Below are 21984 nucleotides of genomic sequence, written 5' to 3'. Positions count from 1 at the left end.
TCCATTTTCCGCCGGCGCGCCATTTTCCGCTTCGCCGGGTCTTACGTTCCCTTCTTCAACGCCAAAACACCGGCCTCCTTAAGGCGGAGACCGGTGCCGGCGAACGCGGCGGCGAGGTAACGTCGGACGGGCTGAGGGGCGCTTCCCGCTACCTCGCGCGGTAATCGTCATAGGCGGTTTGGTAGAGCTCGATAAAACGGTCCGCTTTCAGCTCCTTTATTTCCCGAACATAGGCGTCCCACTCGGTTTCCAGCCGGCGATGTCCGGTAATGAACGCCACGGTCGCATCGCGCACTTCGCCGTGGATCGACGTTCGCAGCCGTTCGGCCTCCGCCGCCGCTTCCGGCTCCATGAACAGATGCAGCGGCATCACTTCCGCGGGCTCCCTTCCTTCATAATGAAGCTTCGTCTCCGTATACAGCCGGTGCTCGTAGCCTGCAAGCGAATACGGATCGTCCGGCACCGCCCACGATTCGCGGTAATCGCGGCTGCGGTACAGAATGCCCATCTGGCTCCAGCCTTCGTTCTGCACGCTCACCTCCCAAAATTCCGGCCGCACCGCATAGCGGGCCGGACGGCCGTGCTCGTCCTGTTCGCCCGACGCTCCCCGTCTCCACCACAAGTTTTCGGGTCCGAATTCATTCAGCACCGCCGCTTCCTCGCCGTACAAATAATCGGCAAGCCGGATAGCGGCTTCCGCCTCTTCTTCCGATGCCTTGTTCGTAATGGCGAACTGCCCGTATTCCCCGCGGTTGAAATAGCCGGCCGCCGAGTAGCCGTCAGGTCCTGTGAGCGGCGGGACGGTGATGTACGCTTGATGGCGCGTTTCCGCCGGTCCCGCGAACGCCATGCGGATATGCCCGGCCGTCAGGCTGCCGATCCGGTTCGCTTCCGGCGAGCGGGCGAGCTGGACCATCCCGTCGACCGTCTGGGTGAAAGCGGCCGGATCGATCAGCCCTTCGCGGAACAGACGCCGGATATAGGAAAGTCCGTCCCGCCACTCCGGCCGGATGGCGGACAGACTGACTTTGCCGTTCTCGATGACGAAGTAGTCTTCCCCGTTGTAATAAATAAAAGCGCTCATCAGAAAAGCCGTCACATCGACCCGCCAACCGTCCGCCGCGCCGGTCAGCGGCACCTCGTCCGCCTTGCCGTTGCCGTTCGGATCCTGAAGCTTGAACGCCTGCAGTACGCGGTACAGCTCGTCCGTCGATTGCGGAACCGTCAATCCGAGACGTTCCAGCCATTCTGCGTTGATCCACAGCTTCTGCGAGTACCAGCAGTGAAAGCACTCGTTGACGGAAGGAAGCGCATAAATATTGCCGTCCGGAGCGGTAATCGATTTTTTCAGCTGCGGATTGTCCGCGAATCGCTGCCGAATTTGCGGGGCGTACCGGTCGATCAGCGCATTAAGCGGGCGGAGCTTGCCCTGCATGCCGTAGCGAATCTGCTCATACGGCGTCAAATTGCCGGTCAGGAAGACGTCCGGGCCGTCCCCGCCCGCAAGCAGCGCCGCCTTTCGCTCCCGCTGCGCCTCCGCGCTGACCTGCACGAATTGGAAGCGGATGTTCAGCCGCTGCTCCAGATGCCGGGTAAACGCATTCGTCGCAATATCCTCCACCTCGGCCGGCGGCGTGGCGAACACCGTAAGCACGACTTGCGAATGCGGCCATTTCACAGCGTCCGAATCCGTACTTGTGCCGGCCATGTACAGGAACAACATATAAGCCGTCCCGATGACGGCTGCCCCCGCCGCCAAACGGCCGATGAAACGGAAGTTCATGTCCGTCCTCCTCCTCCTTTATCGGTTTGACCGTTCGGATGAAAACCTTTCTTGCGGTAATCTTGCGGAGATATGCCGACAACCCGCCGAAAGACGCGCCTGAACGTCGCGCCGTTCGGATAACCGACCTTCTCCCCGACATCCTGGATGGACAGCGTCTCGTCGGCAAGCCAGACGCGCGCATGGCGGATCCGTACGGTGGTCAGGAAATCGTGGAAATTTTCGCCGAATTCTTCCTTGAACAGCTGGCTCAAATATTTGGCGCCGATCGGGAAGCGGCTGCTCAAATAGTCGAGAGACAAGTCCGGATTGGCGTATTCCCGTTCAATACAGGAACGAATTTCTTTCATCGTTTCATGATGGCCGCGTAATCCGCGCAGCCTCTCCAATCGTTCCAGATAGCGCTTCAAAATCGCCGTCAGCTCGGCGCGCAGATCGTCGATCGTTTCGAAGCGTTCCGCGGCTCTGCGGGCTTCCGGCAGCACCTCGCCCGCCCATTGCGCATAATACGGATCGCAAAAGCCGGACGTCCTCAGGTCGATCTCGGTCAGCAGCGCCTTCGTCCGCTCCCCGATCGTCTCCCGGTCCAGCCGGCCGCTGCGCATCCGTTCAAAAAATTGTTCGAGCTCCCATATCCATTCGTCTCCCCCGCTCCGGTAAGCTTCGGCGATGCGGCGAATCGCCTGGCTGCGCGTATCCGGCTCCGCCTTGCCTTCCGCATCCTCCTTCCGGTACCGGATCGTCCGCCCATGTCCGAGCGCCGCCTTGTACCTGAGCGCCTCTTCCGCCTGGCGGTAGGACAAGGCAACCTGATCGAGCGAACGCACCGTATCGCCGATGCCGACCGTCACCGTAAAGCCGAGGTTATCGCTAACCCAGCGGACAAGCGCTTCCCCGATCGCCCCGGCCTCCGGATCACCGCGATCGCCGCGATCGCTGCAATGGCCGAACAGAACGGCGGACAGCCGCGTCGGCGACAGCCACTCCTCCCATAATTCGCGGCCGCTCTGCCCGGCCAATTCCCCCGCGACGGAGCCGATAATATAACGGAACAACGACTGATCGCGGGCGCTGTACTGGCCGAACGTCTGCCTGGGGCGGTCGATTTCGACGATAAACGCCGCGGCGCAGCTTCCTTGCGTCCCGGTCAGGGCGGCCAGCTTGTCCGGCGGCGCCGCTCCGGCCAGCAGCTCGCGGATGAGCTGCTTTCGTCTCCATATATCCGCTTCCACCACCCGCTTCTCCGACGTTGTCGACCGGGCGGCCAGACTTTCGATAGCAGAGGCGATAAAGGCAAACTCGTCGGATCCGGAACGCCCCGTGTTTCCTGCCGCCCTGAAACGTTGCGAGTCGAGAACGTGTATGCGGCCGATCAGCCGTTCGATCGGCTTGTAATGCTGACGGGTTACGTAAACGACGGAGAAGGCGCCGAGCGCGCCGATGACGATGACAAGCGTCATCCAGAGAAGAGAATGACCCGAGGTCGACCGAAGCGGTGCGCGGCCGTGAAATCCGCTTTCCAGCTTCCATCCGGTATAATCGGACGAGATGGCGGCGAGCGCCCGGCCTTCCGCAACGGCTTCCGCATCGCCCTGCGCAAAAACCGGCGCTCCGCTGCGGTCGTACAAGCGGACAAACGTCCCTTTGCCGTCGAACAATCCGGAAGCTTGCTCCCGCAGCGCCGCAGCCGACACATTGACGATCAGCAAGCCTTTCGGCTGGCGGCTGTCGGGCACCGGATAGACGAGGCTTGTCACCATGCGCTCCTGCTGAAAAGGATATTCGCGGAACGGCCGCACGTCGGTCCATCTCGACCCTTCGGCGCCCGACGCCGTAGCCGCCGCAAAGCCGACCGCCATCGTTTCGCCGGAAGATCGCGCCAGCACATTGCCGTTGAATGCCAGTCCGTCGCTGAATCTGAGCAGATAGAACGAATCGATGACGGCCAGTTCCTTCTTCAATTCGCGCAGCTGCATGGCGATCTCATACCGCGCATAGACGTCGGCCGGCCCTTTTTCCAGCATGAAATCGGCCAGTCTATTGTTATGAAGCAGTTCCCGGATAATCCGGTACTCGACCGATTTCAGCGTGACGTCGACCGATTGAAGCATCTGCCGCGCGAATACGGCGCTCGAATCTTTCGCGCTCAGCCGCAGCTGCTCCTCCATCGTGTGGACAAAGACGATAAACAGGAATGTGAAAAAGATGAAATATAGCGGAACGTACGACCAAATCATCCGATGAAGCCACAACCGGTTCATAGCGATCCACTGCCTTCCTGTGGAATTTACCGTTTGTAAGCGCATACATTTTTGCGGTCATCAACCGCTGCATCGTTTGGCGCTGCGAAAAAAGTTCGCTGCGGGAAAGCGATATTTCCATCGCCCCGCAGCGGAATCAAAGCCGGATCGGCCGCTATCGGCTCAGCGGAATAGGAATCACGCCTCTTCCCACAGACGGCGGACATTGTCCATCCCGATTTTGGAGCCGATCCTGCAATCCTCCATCCCTTCGAACTCGACGGTCACGTATCCGTCGTAGCCCGCATCCTTAATAATCCGTATAATCCGGCGGATGTCCAGGTCGCCGTGTCCGACGATCGCTCCGCGCAAATAGTTGCCGCTCGCGGTGCGGAACCATTCGCCGCCGCCCGGGTCCTGATCGTACGGCCGGATATAGAAATCTTTGAAGTGAATGAGAGATGCGTAAGCAATGTTGCTTTTGACCCCGACGATCGGGTCTTCGTCCGCGCACAGAAAGTTGCCGACGTCGAGCGTCGTGCGAAAATTGGGACGATCGACCAGCTGCAGCACCCGCTGCACGCGGTCGCTCCGCTGCACGCTGAAGCCGTGATTTTCGATCGTCGTCGTAATGCCGAGCGAAGCGGCGTAATCGGCGATCCGGCGGGCGCCCTCGACAATTTGCGGCAGCGAATCTTCGAAATAGCGGATCGTCATCTTCTCCTTCGGCAGCGAAAACGCTGTCACATCATGACGCATATGGCGAATGCCCATCCGGTGAAGCAGATCGACGTGCTGCTTGACACGCTCGACCTCCTGCTCGAATTCCGCCTCCGTTTCCTGCACGAAATTGGCCGGCATCGAATAGTTGGAAAGCTCGATTCCTTCCTTCGCCGCCTTCTCGGCCACGGCGTCCGCCAACGCCGGATTGTCGACGAGGGTGAAGCCGTACGGCACGATCTCCATATGCTCGCCGCCGTTTTCCTTGATCCAGGAGATAACATCCAGTACGGTCATTTCGCCGCTTTTAATCGCTTTCAGCAAACTGTAGGTGCTCAATCCGATTTTCAATGCAAGCTCCTCCTTCTTGCGGTTCTACAGCAGCTTTTTCAGATTGTTCAAGCTGATCGCCAAGCTTTCGAACGGGTCGCGCCGGCACTGGTCCTGCTCGACCACATACCACTCCACGCCGGTTTCGCGGCAAGCTTGCACAATTTGCTCGAAATTGAGATTGCCTTCGCCGATTTCCGCGAATATTTGCTTGTCGTCCACAATCGCCATATCTTTCAGATGAATGACGCCCATTCGCCCTTCCACCCGCCTGATCCATTCCACCGGGTCCGCTCCGCCGGCCTGCACCCAATAGGTGTCAAGTTCGAAGCCGAACGCATCGCGGTCGCTTTCCTCCAGCAAAATCGCCATGCCGGTGCGGCCATCATATTTTTCGAACTCGAATTTATGATTATGATAAATAAATTGCAGGCCGTGCTCCTTCAGACGTTTGCCGATTTCCGAAGCTTCCTTCGCGAAAGCGGCATAGCCTTCGCCTGACCGGTACTCCGCCGGAATGCCCCCCAGACCGACGTAACGGCAATTCCACAGCTTGTGCTGACGCACGACATCGTCCAGCTTATGCTTCAGGCTGTTGTAATCGACATGCGTCGCGCAAATGACCAGGCCCGCTTCGTCAGCATGCCGCTTTACCTCTTCCGGATCGATCGGCCCGAGACCCGACAGCTGCACCGATTGGTAGCCGATCTCCTTCACTTTGAGCAGCGTCTCGCGCAGCTGTTCGCCGGTGCGGCAATAATCGCGCAGCGTATAGAGCTGGACTGCGATGTCGGACAATTTCATTCCTCATGCACCTCCAATAATGTACATGCATCATAAATATTGACACTTCCTTTTAATCGTTCTCCTCTCGGCGCCCCATTCCTGCTTGCTGCGCACGATTATTTTCGGCGTTATTGCGCGCCAAAAGAAACCGCGCCGAATCCTTCGCCGTTCAACCAGCGAAGGATTCGGCGCGGTGTGCCGCTCATTTTAAACCGGTTTACTTTCGTTTCGATTCCTTCAAGCGGGAGCGATGCGCCTCCGTTGCGTCCGCATCCAGCCGATAGCCGCCTTTGCCGTCCTCCCGGACGATAACGCCGTAATCGCGAAACGCGCCGTCGACCGAGACATATCCGTATCGGATAACTATGATATTGTCAACAAAAAAATGCGCGTATCCGTATGACGCCAAATTTCGGTGAGGATTCCAGGAGAGTGCAAGAGAGAGGAGAAGTTACAGACATGCGGTGAAAGAGGCGGACAGGCATACGGCCGGCGCCGGCAAGCCGTCATTCGAACGCCGGCCGTTGTGAGGATATTCGTCAACGCCGTTGCAGCATAAACACCAGCGCTTCCGATGAAGGAAGCGACGAGCTGCCCCGCGGTTCCATCGTCAGCACGATGTTGTCAGCGGACGTGAGCGCCTCTGCCTTGACGAACAGATGCGCCAAATTTTTTTCTTTGAAGCTGAGCGTGCCGAGCTTGGCGTGCCCGTCGCCCTTTACGGCCCACACCTGCAAGGCGTACCCGTCGCTCGGCAGCGTTCCTTCCAGCAAAATAAGCGCTTCGTGGGAATTATCGTTAAACCAGATATACCCTTCGCCCAGCATATGGTTCGTCAGCCGCACATGATAATTGGCCGTGAACGGATCGTTCAGAAAGGCGACGGCTGCCGGTTCATGCTCGGCGACGTAACGGTTCCGCCGCTCGGACGAACCGTCGATGTGGAACAGCCCGGCGAGCGCGGTCAGCAGCATGATCGCGCAAGCGGCCGCCACCATCCATTTGCCGCTGTGCTGGCGTATCGACCGCCTCAGGCCGAAAAGGCGCAGACGCCGGCGCAATTTGCCGCGGACCGATTCGGAAGGAAGAGCGGAGCCGTCGGCCGCCGCCGGCGGCGCGAGCAGCGGCCGCCAGATGTCCGCGATGCCGCTGCATGCGGGACATTCGGCCACATGAGCCGCCAGCAAACGATGCTGATCGTCCGGCAGGCGGCCAAGCAGCCAATCGACCAGCGTCTGTTCACCGATTCCCCGTTCGCACTGCCGCTTAGGCGAACCGTTTCCCGTTTGCGCGATCATTTGTCTTCCTCCTTCCGAATTCCCGTTTCCTGCATCCAGCCGAGCTTGTCGAACTGCTTCCGAATATTATGAATGCCGTAACGAACCCACGATTTCACCGTGCCGAGCGGCACGTTCAGGGCCGCCGACATCGTCGATTGCGTTTCGTTGCCGTAATACTGGCTGACGATGGCTTGCCGCTGCCGCAGCGGCAAGTGTCCGAGCGCGTGGACAAGCGCCTCCCGCTGCATCCGGTCCAGAACGAGTTCCTCCGGTCCGGGCTCGCCGCCTGCGCGGAAGACGGCCGTCTCCGATTCTTGAAGCAGCGTCGTCCGTTTTTGGCGGCGCAGCCGATCCAGACACCGGCTGCGCGTCATGACCGCAAGCCACGACTCGATCGATCCCCGCCGCGAATCGTAGCCGCTTCCTTTGCGCAGCACTTCGAGAAATACGTCGTGGCACACATCCTCCGCTTCCATCCGGTCGCCGACGACGCGCATGGCCACCTGATAAACGAGCGGCATGTACCGCTCATAGAACTGCTCGAACGCTTCGGCCGAGCCGCTGCACATTTCCGCAAGCAGCGCCGCCGATTCGCCGCCAGTCCGGTTCATTCGGCTCCCCCCTTCAACCGGTCGAACCCGCTGTTTCGCATCGAACTTCCCTATATGTTTCGTTGTATCAAAAAAAATCCGTTCTGAAAAGAGCGGTCAAAAGTTCGGTAAAAATTTTTTCATTTTCCATAAATCCAAGCCGGCGCCTTGTGCGTACCCAATATGAAAAGCGGTTCGGTCGCGAACCGCGGACAAGATCAATTCAGGAGGGGATCTGCATGCGTGCCGCATGCCGCAGGACCATTGTATCGTTGGTATTGGCCATTATTCTCGGATTGGGCGGAACCGCCGCCGGCTTCACCGGCTCTGTCGTTTCCGCCGCTTCGGCGGTCGAGCTTTACACGCCGTACCTCCGGCTTTCGGCTCCGCCGGGTGAATCGATCACGTACTCGATCGACGTCATCAACCACGGCAGCTCGACGGCAACGGTCGACCTCGGGTTCAAGGCCCAAAGCGCCGACTGGGAATATGAGATGACCGCCGGAGGACGAAACGTCAGCCGTCTGGCCGTCAAAGCGGGGGAATCGCAATCCGTCAGCCTGACGCTGCACGTTCCGCTCGAAGTGGAAAAAGGGGTATACCAATTTGAAGTATCCGCCAGCGGCAGCGTTCTTCCGCTTGCCGTGGAAGTATCGGAGAAAGGCACGTTCCGGACCGAGCTGGAGACGGATCAGCCCAACATTCAAGGGCATGCCGATTCGACGTTCTCCTTCACGGCAACGCTGCGCAACCGCACTGCGGAAAGCCAGACTTACGCCTTGAGCGCAGCAGCCGATCCCGGCTGGAACGTCACGTTCTCATCGGGCGGCAACAATGTGTCGTCGCTCGAAGTGGAGCCTAACGCGGAAAAATCGGTCACGATCAATGTAGAACCGCCGGATACGGTCAAGGCCGGCACCTACGAAATTCCGATCAAGGCGACGACCAATTCCACTTCGGCCGAAACGAAAGTCGAAGTCGACATTACGGGCACATACGGCATTTCGGTCAGCACGGCCGATGAACGGCTGAATGCCAAAGTGACGGCCGGCTCCTCCAGCAAAGTCGACCTCGTCGTTACCAATTCCGGCTCGGCCGAACTGAAAAATGTCAATATGTCGGCATCGAGTCCTACCGGCTGGGAAGTCTCGTTCGACAAGCCGACCGTCGAAAGCATCAAGCCGGGCGAATCCGCACGCGTGCAAGCGACGATCAAGGCGTCCAAGGAAGCGCTGCCCGGGGATTACGTCGTAAGCATCACCGCCTCTTCGGCTGAAAAATCGGCTGACGCGCAAATCCGCGTGGCGGTCAAATCGTCGGTATTGTGGGGTTGGATCGGCATCTTGATCATTCTTGCCGTAGCGGGGGGCATCTATTATCTGTTCCGTAAATACGGGAGGCGTTAACCGTGAATCAATCCGCGCATGAAGCAAACGGCCGCTTGACGGCCGGCCGGGAACCGTCCGTTTCGCCGCCTGCGCCCCCCGGACAACCGGTGATCGAGCTGAAGCGGCTGACCAAAACGTACGGCGATCATACCGCCGTCAACGCGCTCGATCTGACCATCCGCCGCGGCGAAATATTCGGACTCCTCGGGCCGAACGGCGCCGGCAAAACGACGACCATTCTGATGATGCTCGGGCTGACGGAACCTACGTCCGGCAGCGCCCGCGTCTGCGGCTTGAATCCGGCCCGCCACGCGCTGCAGGTGAAACGCCTTGTCGGCTACATGCCCGACGACATCGGCTTTTACGAAGATCGAACCGGACTCGACAATTTGATCTTTACGGCGCGGCTGAACCGCCTGCCCGAACGCGAAGCCCGCGACAGGGCGCTGCAGCTGCTCGAGCTCGTCGGCTTGAGCCATGCCGCCGGCAAGAAGGTCGGCGCCTACTCCCGCGGGATGCGGCAGCGGCTCGGCATCGCCGATGTGCTGATCAAGCGGCCCGAAGTGATCATTCTGGACGAACCGACGCTCGGCATCGACCCCGAAGGGGTGCGGGAGCTGCTGCAGCTTATTTCCGATCTGAGCCGCAAGGAAGGCTTGACGGTGCTTCTTTCCTCGCACCACCTGCATCAGGTGCAGCAAATTTGCGACAGAGTGGGCCTGTTCGTGCAAGGGCGGCTGATCGCCCTCGGCTCCGTCGCGGAATTGGCGGAACAGCTGGACGAGACGGGGACGGTTACCGTTCTCATCGAAGCATCCGGCTGGACCGACGCGCTGACGGAACGGCTTCAGGCGCTGGAAGGCGTGCAGACGGTCTCGGTTGACGCGAAGGCGTCTCCCGAGAATACGGCGGCCGGCGAGTCGGTCGCGACTCTCGTCTGCAGCCGCGACGTGACTAGTGAAGCGGCCGCGGCCGTCATCGAATGCGGCGCAAGATTGCATGCGATCAGCCGCAGGCAGTACGGATTGGACGATATTTATCACCGTTATTTCGAGGGGAGGGAAACGCGTTGAACGAAGCGATCGCTAAACTTGGCGGATGGCTGAAGAAGCTGAAAATACGGGCCGAACGGCCTTCGTCCGACGGAAACGGCATTCGCAAGGCGAATGCGGAACAATCCGGCGCAAGGACGCCTTCCCCCTTTTGGGTTATCGTGCAGAAAGAATTCGGCGATCATTTGCGCAGCTGGCGGTTCGGCATCCTGATCGGCATTACGGTGCTTGCCTGCATCGGTTCGATCTACGGGGCCGTTACGTCGTTGAAAGAAAGCGCGGGCAACGAGCAATCCGATACGGCGTTCCTGTTTCTGAAAATGTTTACGGCTTCCGACGGAACGTTGCCGACGTTCGCGACATTCGTCTCGTTCCTCGGTCCTCTGATCGGCATCGCACTCGGGTTCGACGCCGTCAATTCGGAGCGCAGCAAAGGAACGCTGGGCCGGTTGCTGTCCCATCCCGTCTATCGGGACGACTTCATATTGGCGAAGTTCACCGCATCGCTGCTGCTCATTACCGTCGTCCTGTTCTCGCTCGGATTTCTCGTCATGGGGCTCGGGCTTATTACAATCGGCTATCCGCCGACCCCGGAAGAATTCATCCGCGTCGTGCTGTTCACGCTTGTCGCCATCGTATACGTCGGCTTCTGGCTGAACCTGTCGATTCTGTTCTCCATCCGCTTCCGCCAGGCGGCTACGTCGGCGCTTTCGGGGATCGCGCTCTGGCTGTTCTTCTCGGTATTTTACAGCATGATCGTCGGCCTGATCGAGCGCGCGACGGCGCCGGCGAACGCAACGTCGGTCGACCAGCTGCTGAGCCACGCCAACGGCATTCTGCTGCTGAACCGTCTGTCGCCCGCTTACCTGTTCTCGGAAGCGACCACGACGCTGTTGACACCCGGCGTCCGCTCGCTCGGTCCGCTGACGGCCGAACAGGTTGTCGGCGCGATCGCCAGCCCGCTGCCGCTCGGCCAAAGCGTGCTGCTCGTATGGCCGCAGCTGGTCGGCCTGTTGGCCGCGACGATGGCGTGCTTCGGCATATCGTACGCGATGTTCATGCGCCAGGAAATCCGTTCGCGCTCTTGATCCGCTGGCTGGCCGACCATCGGTCCGTTATTCGAGATAGATCATCTTTCGCGTCATCCCGCCGTCTACCGTAATATTCGTTCCGGTAACGAAACGGTTGCGCGAATCGGTCAAATACAGGCAGGCGCGGACGATATCGTCCGGCTTGCCGACTCTTCCCGCGGGATGCTGCCCGTGATCTTCGGGCCGGAGCTTGCCGTAGTCCCCGGTTTCGATCCAGCCGGGACTGATGCAATTGACGGTAATGCCGTCCGGCCCGAGCGATACCGCCAGCGCGTGCGTCAGCGCGACGATGCCGCCTTTGGAAGCGGCATAAGCTTCCGAGTTCGGCTCCGACATGAAGGCGCGGGTCGAGGCGATGTTCACGATCGCGCCTCCGCCCTGCGCCCGCATGACGGCAGCCGCCTCCCGGGAGCAGAGAAAGGTGCCGCGCAAATTGGTATTGATGACATAATCCCATTCCTCGACCGACAGCTCGTAAGGCGATTTCCACGCGCCGAGTCCGGCATTGTTGATCAGCACGTCCACCCTGCCGCACACGTCGCGGATATCCCGAAATCCGGCCGCGATTTGATCCGGATCCGTCAGGTCGACCTTTCGTACATACACGTTCCCTCCGGCCGCTTCCACCATGTTCCCGGTTTCCCGCAGTCCGTCCTCATCCTTATCGATCAACGCAACCGCGAATCCTTCCCCGGCATAGCCTGCGGCAAGGGCGCGTCCAATGCCTCCGGCCGCTCCGGTAATCACCGCCGTTTTTCTTTCCCCTGCGTTCATGAAGAAGCACTCTCCCTTTTCATCGAAGTTCCTTGCAGAAAAGAGGAAAAGGGCTTCCGTCAAAGAAGTCCCTTCTCCCCACGATGTCTATAGATCGGAATGGAAAACGTCCGTCTCGATCAACCATGCGCCAAATGTTGAATCGTAAGCAGCACGATTTCTTTGACGTGGGTGTCGTCGAGCGAATAGTAGACCGTTTTCCCCGTTTTACGGCGCTTGACGATGCGAACGTTGCGCAAATAGCGGAGCTGATGCGACACTGCCGATTGGGTCATATTAAGAATGACGCACAAATCGTGGACACACAGCTCGCGGTCGAGCAGCGCGTAAATCAGTTTCATACGCGTCGGATCGCCCAGCGCCTTGAACAACTCGGCAAGATCGATCGCTGTCTGCTCATCGATGCGGGTGCCGTTCCAATCGTCCGCCGCGAGTTCGGAACCGGTACAGGTATCCTCACAAACTTCTTCCATCGTTCGTTCCATGTCACGTCCACCGCCTTTCGGATTATTATATCAGAAAGATTACGGGTTCGAAACTGCATTGACATTTTCGCAATTTAAACATATTATATGAACATGTATTCATATTTAATTTGTGATCCGGAATGAGGGACGAATCATGGCCATGAAAGAATACCGGGTAAAGGGGTTGTCATGCGGAAACTGCGCGCAAGAGCTGGAACGTCAAATCCGGCAGCTCCCGTTCGGGGATTCGGCGTCGCTGAGCTACAACTCCGGCAAACTGACGATCGATTCCCGTATCGAAATGAAACGGGTAGCGGCGATTCTGAAATCGGACGGCGCCTTCCTCGTATCGAATGCCGGCGGCGGGGCAGCCGTCGCTGTCGCGACGTGTTCATGCGAGAACGACGTTCATCGTCACGACACCGCCGGCAACGATCGCTCGCATGATCATGCGCACGATCATGGGCATGATCATGGGCATGATCATGTGCACGATCATGCGGAAGCGCAACGGCACGATGAAGGTCATGAACACCATCACGAACATGGCGCCGGCAACCGGATGTTGAGATGGCTCATCTTCTCCGCCTTATTGTATGCCGCCGCATTGGCCATCCCTTTGCTGGCCGGCTCCGGCGCGGAAGGATCGGCCGCGGTCGGCGCGGGCGTCTCGGCAGCGCTCTATTTGCTCTCCATTGCGTTAAGCGGCTATCGAACGTTTCTTCGCGGCATCCGCAATCTGGTCCGGCTCCGCTTCAACATCGACACGCTGATGTCGATTGCGCTCATCGGCGCCATCGCGATCGGCGAATGGAAAGAAGCGACGCTTGTCGCCCTGCTGTTCGGCGTTAATGAGCTGCTGGAAGGCTACGGCATGGAGAAAGCCCGCCGTTCGATGGAAGCGATACTGCAGGCGGCGCCGAAAGAAGCCGTTCGTCTCGAAGGCGGCCGCGAAAGAATCGTGCCGATCGCTGCGCTCGCGGCCAACGATACGGTCGTCGTCAAGCCCGGCGGGAAAATTCCGTCGGACGGCACGATCGTGTACGGCGCAAGCTCGGTCAATGAAGCCGCCATAACCGGCGAGTCGATGCCGGTCGAGAAGAACGCCGGCGATTTCGTGTACGGCGGGAGCATCAACAACGAAGGCTTGCTCCACGTCCGCATCGACCGGCCCTACCGGGATTCTTCCCTGGCCAAAATTCTTCACCTCGTCGAGGAAGCCCAGGAAACGAAAACGCCGACGGAATTATTCATTAACCGATTCGCCCGTTACTATACGCCGCTCATCATCGCCGTGGCGCTTGTAGTCTTTCTGGCCCCTCCCCTGCTATTCGGAGGCGACTGGATGACATGGCTGTACCAAGGGCTGGCCGTATTGATCGTCGGCTGTCCGTGCGCGCTTATTCTGTCGTCCCCGATTGCGATTGTTTCGGGCATCGCGCGCAGCGCCCGGGACGGCATTCTGATCAAAGGCGGCGTATTTCTGGAGCAGCTTGGCAAGCTCGATACGATTGCTTTCGACAAGACGGGCACGCTGACGAAAGGCGAGCCGCATGTCGTGCGGACCGTCGTCTACGACGAGGAGAAATTTTACGATGTAGCCGCCGCCATCGAGAGCACGTCGTCCCATCCGCTCGCCAAAGCGGTGCTGAAGGAGACGTCCCGGCTCGGCGTCGTTCCCCGCACTCCGGACCGGGTCGAGACGCTATCCGGCCGCGGCATCGTCGCCGCGATAGACGGTACGGACTATTACGCCGGCAATGAGACGGGCGTCGGGCAGCTTGCGTTGTCGGAGAAGGAGCAAGCGGATATTGCGGCCATGAAAGCGGAAGGGCTGACGATCGTGCTCGTCGCCGATGGCAGCAAGCTGCTCGGCATGTTCGGCATCGCCGACGAAATTCGCGAGGAAAGCCGGCAGACGATAGCGGAGCTGCACCGCCGCGGCATCCGGTCGGTCATGCTGACCGGCGACCACAGGCAGACCGCCGAGAAGGTCGCCCGCGCGGTCGGCGTAGACGAATTTTACGGCGGCCTTCTGCCGGAAGACAAAGTGGCCCGGGTGAAAGAGCTGGCGGCGCGGGGCAAAGTCGGCATGATCGGCGACGGGATCAACGACGCGCCCGCCCTTGCCTCCGCCCATCTCGGCATCGCCATGGGCAAAGGAACGGACAGCGCCATCGAGACGGCCGATATCGTCCTGATGCAGGATCATCTCGGCAAGCTGCCGGAGGCCGTATCGGTATCGCGGAAAGTCAACCGCATCATTCGCTTCAATATCGCCGTATCGCTCGGTCTCAAGCTGCTGGCGCTGCTGCTGACGATTCCCGGCTGGCTGACGCTCTGGATCGCCATACTGTCGGACATGGGCGCAACCGTCTTCGTCACCCTCGTCAGTCTGACCGTACTGCTGCCGGGACGCGGAAAGGGGCGCAGGTAATCCGCGCCCCTTTTGTCATGCGGTCCCCCGCGCAGCAGCATCCGGTCCGCTGCGCGGCTATGCCGGCGACGTTCGGTTCCTTCCCTGCCGGGACACTATCTGACGATGGAGGACACTTTGCCGTTCGTAAACGTAACGAACGTGTAATAGCCATACCCCCATGTTTCCACCGTAATGCCGGAGCCCGATACGGTGCTGGTGGAGGTCGGTTCCCCCCATGACAGCAGAACTTGCTGTTTCGTCATGCCGATCGCGATTTTCTCGGCTTCGATCAATTTCCACACCGACGACGGCCATTTGTACTTTTTGTACGGATCGTAATTCAGGAACGTATAATCGTCGGCCAGCAATTCTTTCAGCCGGTCCGCCGTCGTCGAATATCCGGCGTACTGCTTGCCGCCATCCGTCTGGAACACCGGCTTGTACATCCGGTCCTCCACCTCGATATCGACAAGCTTCACCTTCATGAACCGTTTCCAGCCTTGATAATGATTGACGTAATACGTTTTGCCGATATAAGCGTTCAAGCCTCCCAATGCGGTGCGCTTGTCGATTGCCTGCGTATCGACCGATTCGATCCAGATATGCCCCTGGCCGAAGCTGACCGTGAGCACCTGCCGCTTCGCGTCCCATTTCAGCTTGGCGCCGAATTGATCGGCCAGCAAGCTTGCCGGAAATACGGTCATGCCGTTCTCCTGCCGCACCGTGCCTTTCATCCGGACCGCCTTTCCGTCCACTTTGGCGCTGGCGCTTCCCTGCTTCAGCTCGACGACGGTATTGCCCAGTTTCGCTGTATACGTTTTCGTCCCGCTGTTATAGGATACTTTGGCGCCCATCGTTTCGAACACATCTTTGACGGGGATGTAAATGACGCCGTTTACTTGTTTGGCGTATTGCAGATAATAGCCGTAAGAAGCGGAAAGCGTGACCGACTTCGAAACGCCGCCCTGTTTGACGGTAATTTTCGTCGTGCCCGCCGCCTTCACTTTCAACGTACCGTCACTTGAACGTTCGGCGATATAAGGCTTCTCGATTACCAGATCCGCTTCTTTCAGCGGTATCGTTTTTTTGTCGTTGTTCGAATAGTTCGCGACGATATCGACCTTCACCTTGTCGCCCACATACGGGAGCGGGTCCGACAGCTTGACCGACAAGCTTGCGATTTTCGGAACGGTCACAAGCTTCGTCTTGCCTTCCTCGTAGTACACCCAGCTGCCGTCCCGCTTCTTGCCGTAGAAGGAAGCGTAGCCGACGCCGACCGTTTTGACGAAGTCCTTGGTTTCTTTCAAGGCATTCAGCTCGCCGCTTCTAAAGTAGGATACCGTTCCGTCCCGATGGGTCAAAAACAGATGGCCGTTCGAATTCGTCGACAGATGAACGACGTTTTGCGCAATCGTTTGCGGCGGGTCGCTCCTATCCCAGACATTAAACCACGAATGTAAGACGACGTCCCCGTTTTTGTAATGCACGACGACATCGAATCCATACATCGCAATATCGGCGACCGATGAAGGGGACTCAATGGTATCGATTTTTTGGAACTCGTCGCCTCCCAAGTTGACCAGCAATTCGCCGTTTCCGGTCAACGCGACAAGAGCTTCCCCGTTATAAAATTGTACGACATTTTGCAGCTTGTCCGCCCGCTTGTCGAACCCCCGGACGGTCCCGTCCGACCTGAGCCAGTAGCCGAGCTTCAGCTCGCGAATGCTTTTATCTTCCTTCACGACTTTGGGCTTCTGTCCCGAGCTCCACGACAGAATTTTGCCGTCGCTCGTCAACGCATAGCCGGTACGCTCCTCTTCGACCAAAGCCTTCGCTTTCATATTCGGAAAATGTTGAAGCTTGCGGTTGCCCAGGCTGTCGATCCAGAGCGAACCGTCTTCCATCAGCAGCGACCCGTTGCGCCCGACTTCGGCGATTTTCGGATCCGCCGCGGCGGCCGCCGCCGTCCCTCCGCTCCCCGCCATCACGATGCCGACGAGCAGGCAGCATGCCAGCACCGCACTCATGAACCTTTTCATCGTCCCACATCTCTCCCTCACCCTGTTGTAGGTAAATATAACCATATCACCAGAGAATAATATACTATAAATAGTTATATTTTAACAGGTATTTTGGGCTATTTTCGGACTGCCGGCAGAATATCGGGGCCGCTTGCATAGCCGGGTTCGTTCCGTGAACGCTTGCCGGTCCGATTATGGCTTGCCGCGGCGCACGGCGGACAGTCCGGCAAGAACCAGGACGATGACGGCGACGCCTCCGGCCAGCCACAGCATATTGAAGCGCGCCGTTCCCCGGCCGCTATCGTCCTTCTCCGGCAGAGGCGCCGCGTTCTGCTCATCGGTTGCAGACGGATCTTCCGCCGGCGCTCCCGTCTCCGTTCCTCCTTCGGAAGAATCGGCCGTATCATCAGCTGCCGCCGGCTGTTCGCCGCTGCCTGCAGCCGGATTATTCTCCGCTCCCGCGGCCGAATCTCCGGACATATCCGTCCGCTCTTCGGTCTGCTGTCCGGCGGGCGTCTCCGCCTCATCGGGAACCTGCACCTCAAACGCGAATGCACCGTCTATGGCATGGCCGTCTTCCCCGATAATGCTCCAATTGACCGTATAGCGTCCGTTCTCCAGCGGTTCCTCCGGAGAGGCGACGATCCGCTTGCCGTCCACCTTCGTTTCCGCCAATGCAACCGATGTTTTGCCTTCGCGCTTGACGACGATTGCGCTGACGGGTTCGATCTTCGTATTGAATGTTAGCGTAATTTCCGTCGGCGCCTGTTTCACAACGCTGTTCGCTTCCGGCGACGATTCGACGAGAGCGGAGTGACCCCATGCCGTCCGGGGCAGTACGGCGCATGCGATAAGCACCGCAAGCAATAACCGATATTTTCGTATTTTTCTTTTTCGCAGCAACATCATGTTTCCCTCCATCCTCGGCATTTGCGCCTTCATTATAGCAGATAGTTCTTTGGTCGGACCGTCCCGGCTATCACAAATTGATGAACAAAGGCCGAATCCGGCGCGTTATCTGCGGTTTTCGGCGCTTTGCGCCTCCGGTCACAAAAATGCGTCAAAAATGGAATTTTGTCCTATACCAATCTCGCCCAAATTCGGTTATAGTATCTAGGCGCCCGAGCCCTGCGAAAGGAGAGTGAAACCTTGAAGCCGAACGGCATGTTGGGCAATGTCCGGACCGGAATCCGTTCCGGGCTCGAAGCGATCGGCGAGTTCGCGCAGCAGCTGCTGCGAAAATATCCGGTCCTTTACACGCTCTATTCGATTTTGTCCTGGATTTTGTTGGCCGGTTTCCTGGCCAGTCTTTTCTATATGAAAGAATCGCGCACGATGCTTCTTCAGTATGGCTGGTCGCTATATGTCCTGCTGCAATTTTGGTTTCTATGCCGCAGCAAAACGTTGACATGGCGAACCTGCTCCTACTTTTTTCTGGCGGGCGCATGGCTGACCGTGCCGATCAATACGGTCATCGTCAACGCGATTACGGCTCTGTTCGGCGGCGAAGCGCGGGATATCTGGAGCACGGCGATCGTGACGCCGATAATGGAAGAAATGATGAAGCTGCTTCCGCTCGGCGTCTTCCTGTTCCTGTCACGGCGCGCGTCCACACTCAGCCTGGCCGATTACGCGCTGATCGGCGGCGCGACCGGCGCAGGCTTTCAATGGATGGAGGAGACGGTCCGGCGCTTCGTGTCCGGGATGTTCCCCTACGGCATGACGCTATTTGACGGCCAGGTGCTGCATTGGGAGCTGTATGACTGGTTTCCCGGCTACTTCGAAAGCAGCTTCTTGCCGGACAAGATGAGCAGCGGCCATGCCGTACTGACAGCGCTTATCGCGCTTGGCGCCGGTTTTGCGATCCGCTTCCGGAAGCGGCTGACGTACGCCGTTTTTCTGTTCCCGCTCTTCCTGCTCTTATGGGCCATTCTCGATCACGCGGTGTGGAACGGCGACTATCAAACGCCGGGCTGGCTGGAACGCATTCACGAATGGCTCGGCAGCGGATACCGGGCCGAACCGCTTCTTCTGCTGATGATCGCGGCGGCCGTTCTGATCGATTACATCCAGCTGAACAAGTTGAAAAACCAGCTGCCGGCGCTTCAATACGAACCGGTCATCAATCCGGTCAGCGAGCTGCTCCTTCTGACCTGGATGCTGTTCAAGGACCGGCGGCAATTCGGCTACCTGCTCTATTTTTATCGCGAACGGCGCGAGCTGGGGATGGCCTTGCTGCACGGCAACGCGGAAGGTAAAGCCCGTCTGCCTCTATTGAACGAACGCGTCTATTCCATTCATGGAGCGATGACGATCGCAGCCGTTGCGCTGCTCTTCATCATCGGCCTGACCGCCGTAAGCGGCTGGACGCCGGACGGCTCGCACGATACATGCTTCGCCTGCCTGTTCGACAACCTGCAGTCCTGGTGGGACCGGCGATCCGGTTGGGAGAAGGCTGCCATCATTGCCGGCGCATTCGCCCTTTCTTTTCCGTTCATGGGCGTATGGTCGGCGATCGGCGCCGTTTCGTTCGGCTACGGCATCGTCGCCAGCGGCCATCAAGTTGCCGATATCATTCGCCATCCCGGCCGGCTGAAATCGCCGGAATATGCCGCGGCCGCGCTGTTCACGCTCGGTCTTAACCGCCTGCCGTTCGGGAGAATCGCAGCCGCCCGCATGCTGCCGTCCGCCAAAGGGCTGGCCCGATACGAAATCACGACGAAGGCGGGTCTTACGTACCGTACGACGCTCGGCAGCCGCGGCCAGATTATATCGGTCTTTGCGAAGATCGAGCCGCGCCATATCGACACCGGCACGATTACCAACGACGCGTCGCGCAGATTCGCGCGCATGCTCGGCCGCCGGACCGATGACGCCGGCCATGCGATCGGCAACAAGCTCGGCGGTCTCGGCAGCCGCAAATCGGGCAATATTTTCCCGCAGAACCCGACGGTCAACCGCGGCGCGTTCCGCGAATTCGAGAAAATGATCGCCGAAGAAGTGTTGGCGGGCAAAGATGTGTTCGTACGGGTCACGCCGAAATATCCGCCGGGCTCGACGCGCCCTTCGGAAGTGCTGTATCAGGTGCGCATTGACGGGGAAACGATCAGCAAAATATTCCGAAATCCGTAATGCCGCTTGACGGGTTGCGGCCGGATGTCCCGGATATGGTACACTGACTTATAGCCATACAGTTTACTAAACGGCAGGGAGCGATCAACCTATGGATGCTTGTTGGTTCATTGAATCCAAACCGGCCGTGAGCGGCCAAAACGCAGACGACACCTCCTTCATCGGCGGCCGGCCCGGGATTCCGGCCGGCGTCGACTTGCCGCAATGCAGGCTGTGCGGTGCCGATCTGACGTTCTTCTATCAAGTGGCCTTTCCGGCAGGACATGTCTGGCAGTCCTTGTCGATGGCCGTATTCGCCTGCACCTCATGCGCTCATGAAGAGTATCTGATTCCGGAAATGCTGACCGGCGTGCTTGCCGGCACCGATATTCCGCAAGGCTTCCTGACTCAATATCAACGGAATTTTCGCATCGTCGTGTTCGAGACGAGGTCAGGCGAGCAGCGTATGGATTACACCCCCAAAATCCGCTTCAACCGTCTCGAGCTTGTGCCGTCGCGGAAGACCGCGACCAAACGAAACAAGCTTGGCGGCAAGCCCAACTGGCTGCTTGACGACGAGTCGCCCGCGACTTACGCTTCGTCCGTGCCGATGAAGTTTCTGATGCAGTGGATCGAACCTCCCCGATTCGATCTGGAGGACGACGCGCCGGCGCAAATCCGCCTCGGACTGCGCGGCAAACCGGAGCCGTCGAGGCACCGGTACTATGAGCTGTTTCTCGGCAACCAGTTGTATTTCTTCGGTACGGAAGCCGGCCACGAACCGCTTGTTTATGTCATTACGCAAATCTGATTTTACAAAGATGAAATCGCGGGCAGCCCGCAAAGCGGGCTGCCCGCGATTTTCGGCCGTTACATGTTTGCAAGACAGGACTACAGCGGGATATCGAGCGAAGCGGCAACCTGGCGGATATAGCCGGCCGCCCGACGATATTGATCCGCATCGTCCAGATGCTCGATGATCAGCGGAATATCCGGGTCCAGCCGGTTCAGCTCGCGCAAATAAACGGCATAGTTCAGTTCCCCGGTTCCCGAAACCGTCTCTTCGAGACGTACGGTCAGTTGTCCGGACAAGCGGATATCTTTGGCATGGCAAGTACGAATGAACGGTCCCAGCTTGGCAAAAAAATCTTTGATCATTTCTCCGTTCCGATAATAGATTCGGGGGCTCGAGATCATGTTGACCGGGTCCAGATGAACCGCGAACGCCTTGCGATTAATCGCTTTAATGAGCGCAACGTAAGTGTCGGCCGAGTCGGGAAATGCCCAGGGCATCGTCTCCAGCGCATAAAAGGTGCGCTGCGGATTAACGGCATCGATAATTTCCCGCACGGTATCGACGATCAGCTCGAACGTTTCCTCGGAAAAATTGTCCGGATGCGGTCCGTCCCACTGCTCGCCGCGCGAACCGGCAATATTGACGCAGCATCTCGCGCCGATCCGTTCCGCAAGCTCGAGCTGCTGCTTGCAATGTTCGACGGCCGCTTTTCTCGTACGCTCGTCCGGGCTGATCGGATTGCTCCAAGCGCCCACCTCGGCAATGACGATATCATGCGCATCGGCCGCGTTCCGGTAAGCGCGTATCAGCTCCGCCGAAGCGTCATGTCCGACCGGACACGTTCCCGCCCGATACCCTTCCGCTTTCAACGCACGAATCCAGCCGTCCGGGTCCTCGAATTCGACAAAGACCGGGCCTCCCAATCTCATAACCCCTCTTCCTTTCTTAGCTCCAAAGTCTGCGTCTATAAGTTGGAAACAATAGATTTTGTTTCAAAAAACTATAGCAATCTGGAAGGCGAACAAACAAGCGAACTTAACGAATTTTTAGGAATTCCGACTCCAGCCGTAAGCTTGCGGTCGGGGACTAAGCGACTATATTTAGGAAATCGGGATCGGCAAGCGACCGCAATGGGC

General features: G+C 58.6%; 18 protein-coding genes. 6 read left to right on the top strand and 12 right to left on the bottom strand.

What is annotated here, in order from left to right; all coding sequences use genetic code 11:
* Positions 1-148: 148 nt before the first annotated feature.
* The 7 genes from ABEV74_RS04880 to ABEV74_RS04850 form a co-directional block, all read right to left on the bottom strand.
* Positions 149-1783: a type 2 periplasmic-binding domain-containing protein gene (locus ABEV74_RS04880; RefSeq protein WP_430143833.1), complete on the bottom strand. Its 1635-nt coding sequence runs from the start codon at positions 1781-1783 to the stop codon at positions 149-151.
* Positions 1780-4044, bottom strand: coding sequence for a helix-turn-helix domain-containing protein (locus tag ABEV74_RS04875; protein ID WP_430143831.1), 2265 nt, complete (start codon positions 4042-4044; stop codon positions 1780-1782). The genes ABEV74_RS04880 and ABEV74_RS04875 overlap by 4 nt, the downstream gene beginning before the upstream one ends.
* A 177-nt stretch (positions 4045-4221) precedes the next feature.
* Positions 4222-5094, bottom strand: a complete 873-nt coding sequence (locus ABEV74_RS04870; RefSeq protein ID WP_062493181.1) for a sugar phosphate isomerase/epimerase family protein — start codon at positions 5092-5094, stop codon at positions 4222-4224.
* Positions 5095-5118: 24 nt separating this feature from the next.
* Complete coding sequence (locus tag ABEV74_RS04865; RefSeq protein WP_430143828.1) at positions 5119-5877, bottom strand: sugar phosphate isomerase/epimerase family protein; 759 nt, start codon at positions 5875-5877, stop codon at positions 5119-5121.
* 199 nt (positions 5878-6076) lie between these two features.
* Positions 6077-6268, bottom strand: coding sequence for a hypothetical protein (locus tag ABEV74_RS04860; RefSeq protein WP_430143826.1), 192 nt, complete (start codon positions 6266-6268; stop codon positions 6077-6079).
* A 130-nt stretch (positions 6269-6398) separates the two neighbouring features.
* Positions 6399-7157, bottom strand: a complete 759-nt coding sequence (locus ABEV74_RS04855) for an anti-sigma factor domain-containing protein (protein ID WP_430143824.1) — start codon at positions 7155-7157, stop codon at positions 6399-6401.
* On the bottom strand, positions 7154-7750 hold the full coding sequence (locus tag ABEV74_RS04850; protein WP_430143822.1) for an RNA polymerase sigma factor: 597 nt from the start codon (positions 7748-7750) through the stop codon (positions 7154-7156). The genes ABEV74_RS04855 and ABEV74_RS04850 overlap by 4 nt, the downstream gene beginning before the upstream one ends.
* A gap of 218 nt (positions 7751-7968) precedes the next feature.
* Between ABEV74_RS04850 and ABEV74_RS04845 the strand changes: the two genes are divergently transcribed.
* From ABEV74_RS04845 to ABEV74_RS04835, 3 genes are read left to right on the top strand one after another with little or no spacing between them, the layout of a single operon-like run.
* Positions 7969-9135: a COG1470 family protein gene (locus tag ABEV74_RS04845; protein WP_430143819.1), complete on the top strand. Its 1167-nt coding sequence runs from the start codon at positions 7969-7971 to the stop codon at positions 9133-9135.
* A gap of 35 nt (positions 9136-9170) precedes the next feature.
* Positions 9171-10190 (top strand): ABC transporter ATP-binding protein, encoded by a 1020-nt coding sequence (locus tag ABEV74_RS04840; RefSeq protein WP_430143940.1) that lies wholly within the window; start codon positions 9171-9173, stop codon positions 10188-10190.
* The gene (locus ABEV74_RS04835; protein ID WP_430143816.1) at positions 10187-11257 is read left to right on the top strand and encodes an ABC transporter permease; all 1071 of its coding nucleotides are present in this window, start codon (positions 10187-10189) and stop codon (positions 11255-11257) included. Before ABEV74_RS04840 ends, ABEV74_RS04835 begins: the two co-directional genes overlap by 4 nt.
* 27 nt (positions 11258-11284) lie before the next feature.
* Here ABEV74_RS04835 and ABEV74_RS04830 read toward each other — a convergent pair whose 3' ends face one another.
* Together ABEV74_RS04830 and ABEV74_RS04825 are read right to left on the bottom strand one after the other, a co-directional pair.
* A complete protein-coding gene (locus tag ABEV74_RS04830) occupies positions 11285-12034 on the bottom strand; it encodes an SDR family NAD(P)-dependent oxidoreductase (protein ID WP_430143814.1) in 750 nt (249 codons plus the stop codon).
* Positions 12035-12153: 119 nt separating this feature from the next.
* Positions 12154-12519, bottom strand: a complete 366-nt coding sequence (locus tag ABEV74_RS04825; protein ID WP_213528506.1) for an ArsR/SmtB family transcription factor — start codon at positions 12517-12519, stop codon at positions 12154-12156.
* Positions 12520-12661: 142 nt separating this feature from the next.
* Here ABEV74_RS04825 and ABEV74_RS04820 point away from each other — a divergent pair, with 142 nt between their 5' ends.
* Positions 12662-14938, top strand: coding sequence for a heavy metal translocating P-type ATPase (locus ABEV74_RS04820; protein ID WP_430143937.1), 2277 nt, complete (start codon positions 12662-12664; stop codon positions 14936-14938).
* Between the two features lie 95 nt (positions 14939-15033).
* Here ABEV74_RS04820 and ABEV74_RS04815 read toward each other — a convergent pair whose 3' ends face one another.
* Positions 15034-16959, bottom strand: a complete 1926-nt coding sequence (locus ABEV74_RS04815) for a stalk domain-containing protein (protein WP_430143811.1) — start codon at positions 16957-16959, stop codon at positions 15034-15036.
* Positions 16960-17133: 174 nt separating this feature from the next.
* Entirely contained in the window at positions 17134-17850 is a 717-nt protein-coding gene (locus ABEV74_RS04810) for a copper resistance CopC family protein (RefSeq protein WP_430143808.1), read from the bottom strand.
* Positions 17851-18090: 240 nt separating this feature from the next.
* Between ABEV74_RS04810 and ABEV74_RS04805 the strand changes: the two genes are divergently transcribed.
* A complete protein-coding gene (locus tag ABEV74_RS04805; RefSeq protein WP_430143805.1) occupies positions 18091-20073 on the top strand; it encodes a PrsW family glutamic-type intramembrane protease in 1983 nt (660 codons plus the stop codon).
* 91 nt (positions 20074-20164) lie between these two features.
* Positions 20165-20863, top strand: a complete 699-nt coding sequence (locus ABEV74_RS04800) for a hypothetical protein (protein WP_430143803.1) — start codon at positions 20165-20167, stop codon at positions 20861-20863.
* 80 nt (positions 20864-20943) lie between these two features.
* Here the strand turns inward: ABEV74_RS04800 and ABEV74_RS04795 are convergent, their stop codons facing one another.
* A complete protein-coding gene (locus ABEV74_RS04795) occupies positions 20944-21777 on the bottom strand; it encodes a sugar phosphate isomerase/epimerase family protein (RefSeq protein WP_430143802.1) in 834 nt (277 codons plus the stop codon).
* Positions 21778-21984: the final 207 nt, after the last annotated feature.

The sequence above is a fragment of the Paenibacillus cisolokensis genome, from assembly GCF_050481165.1.
Classification (GTDB): domain Bacteria; phylum Bacillota; class Bacilli; order Paenibacillales; family Paenibacillaceae; genus Paenibacillus_AH; species Paenibacillus_AH cisolokensis.
Note: the sequence above shows the minus strand (reverse complement) of the source record. Positions and strands in the feature narration are given on the sequence as shown.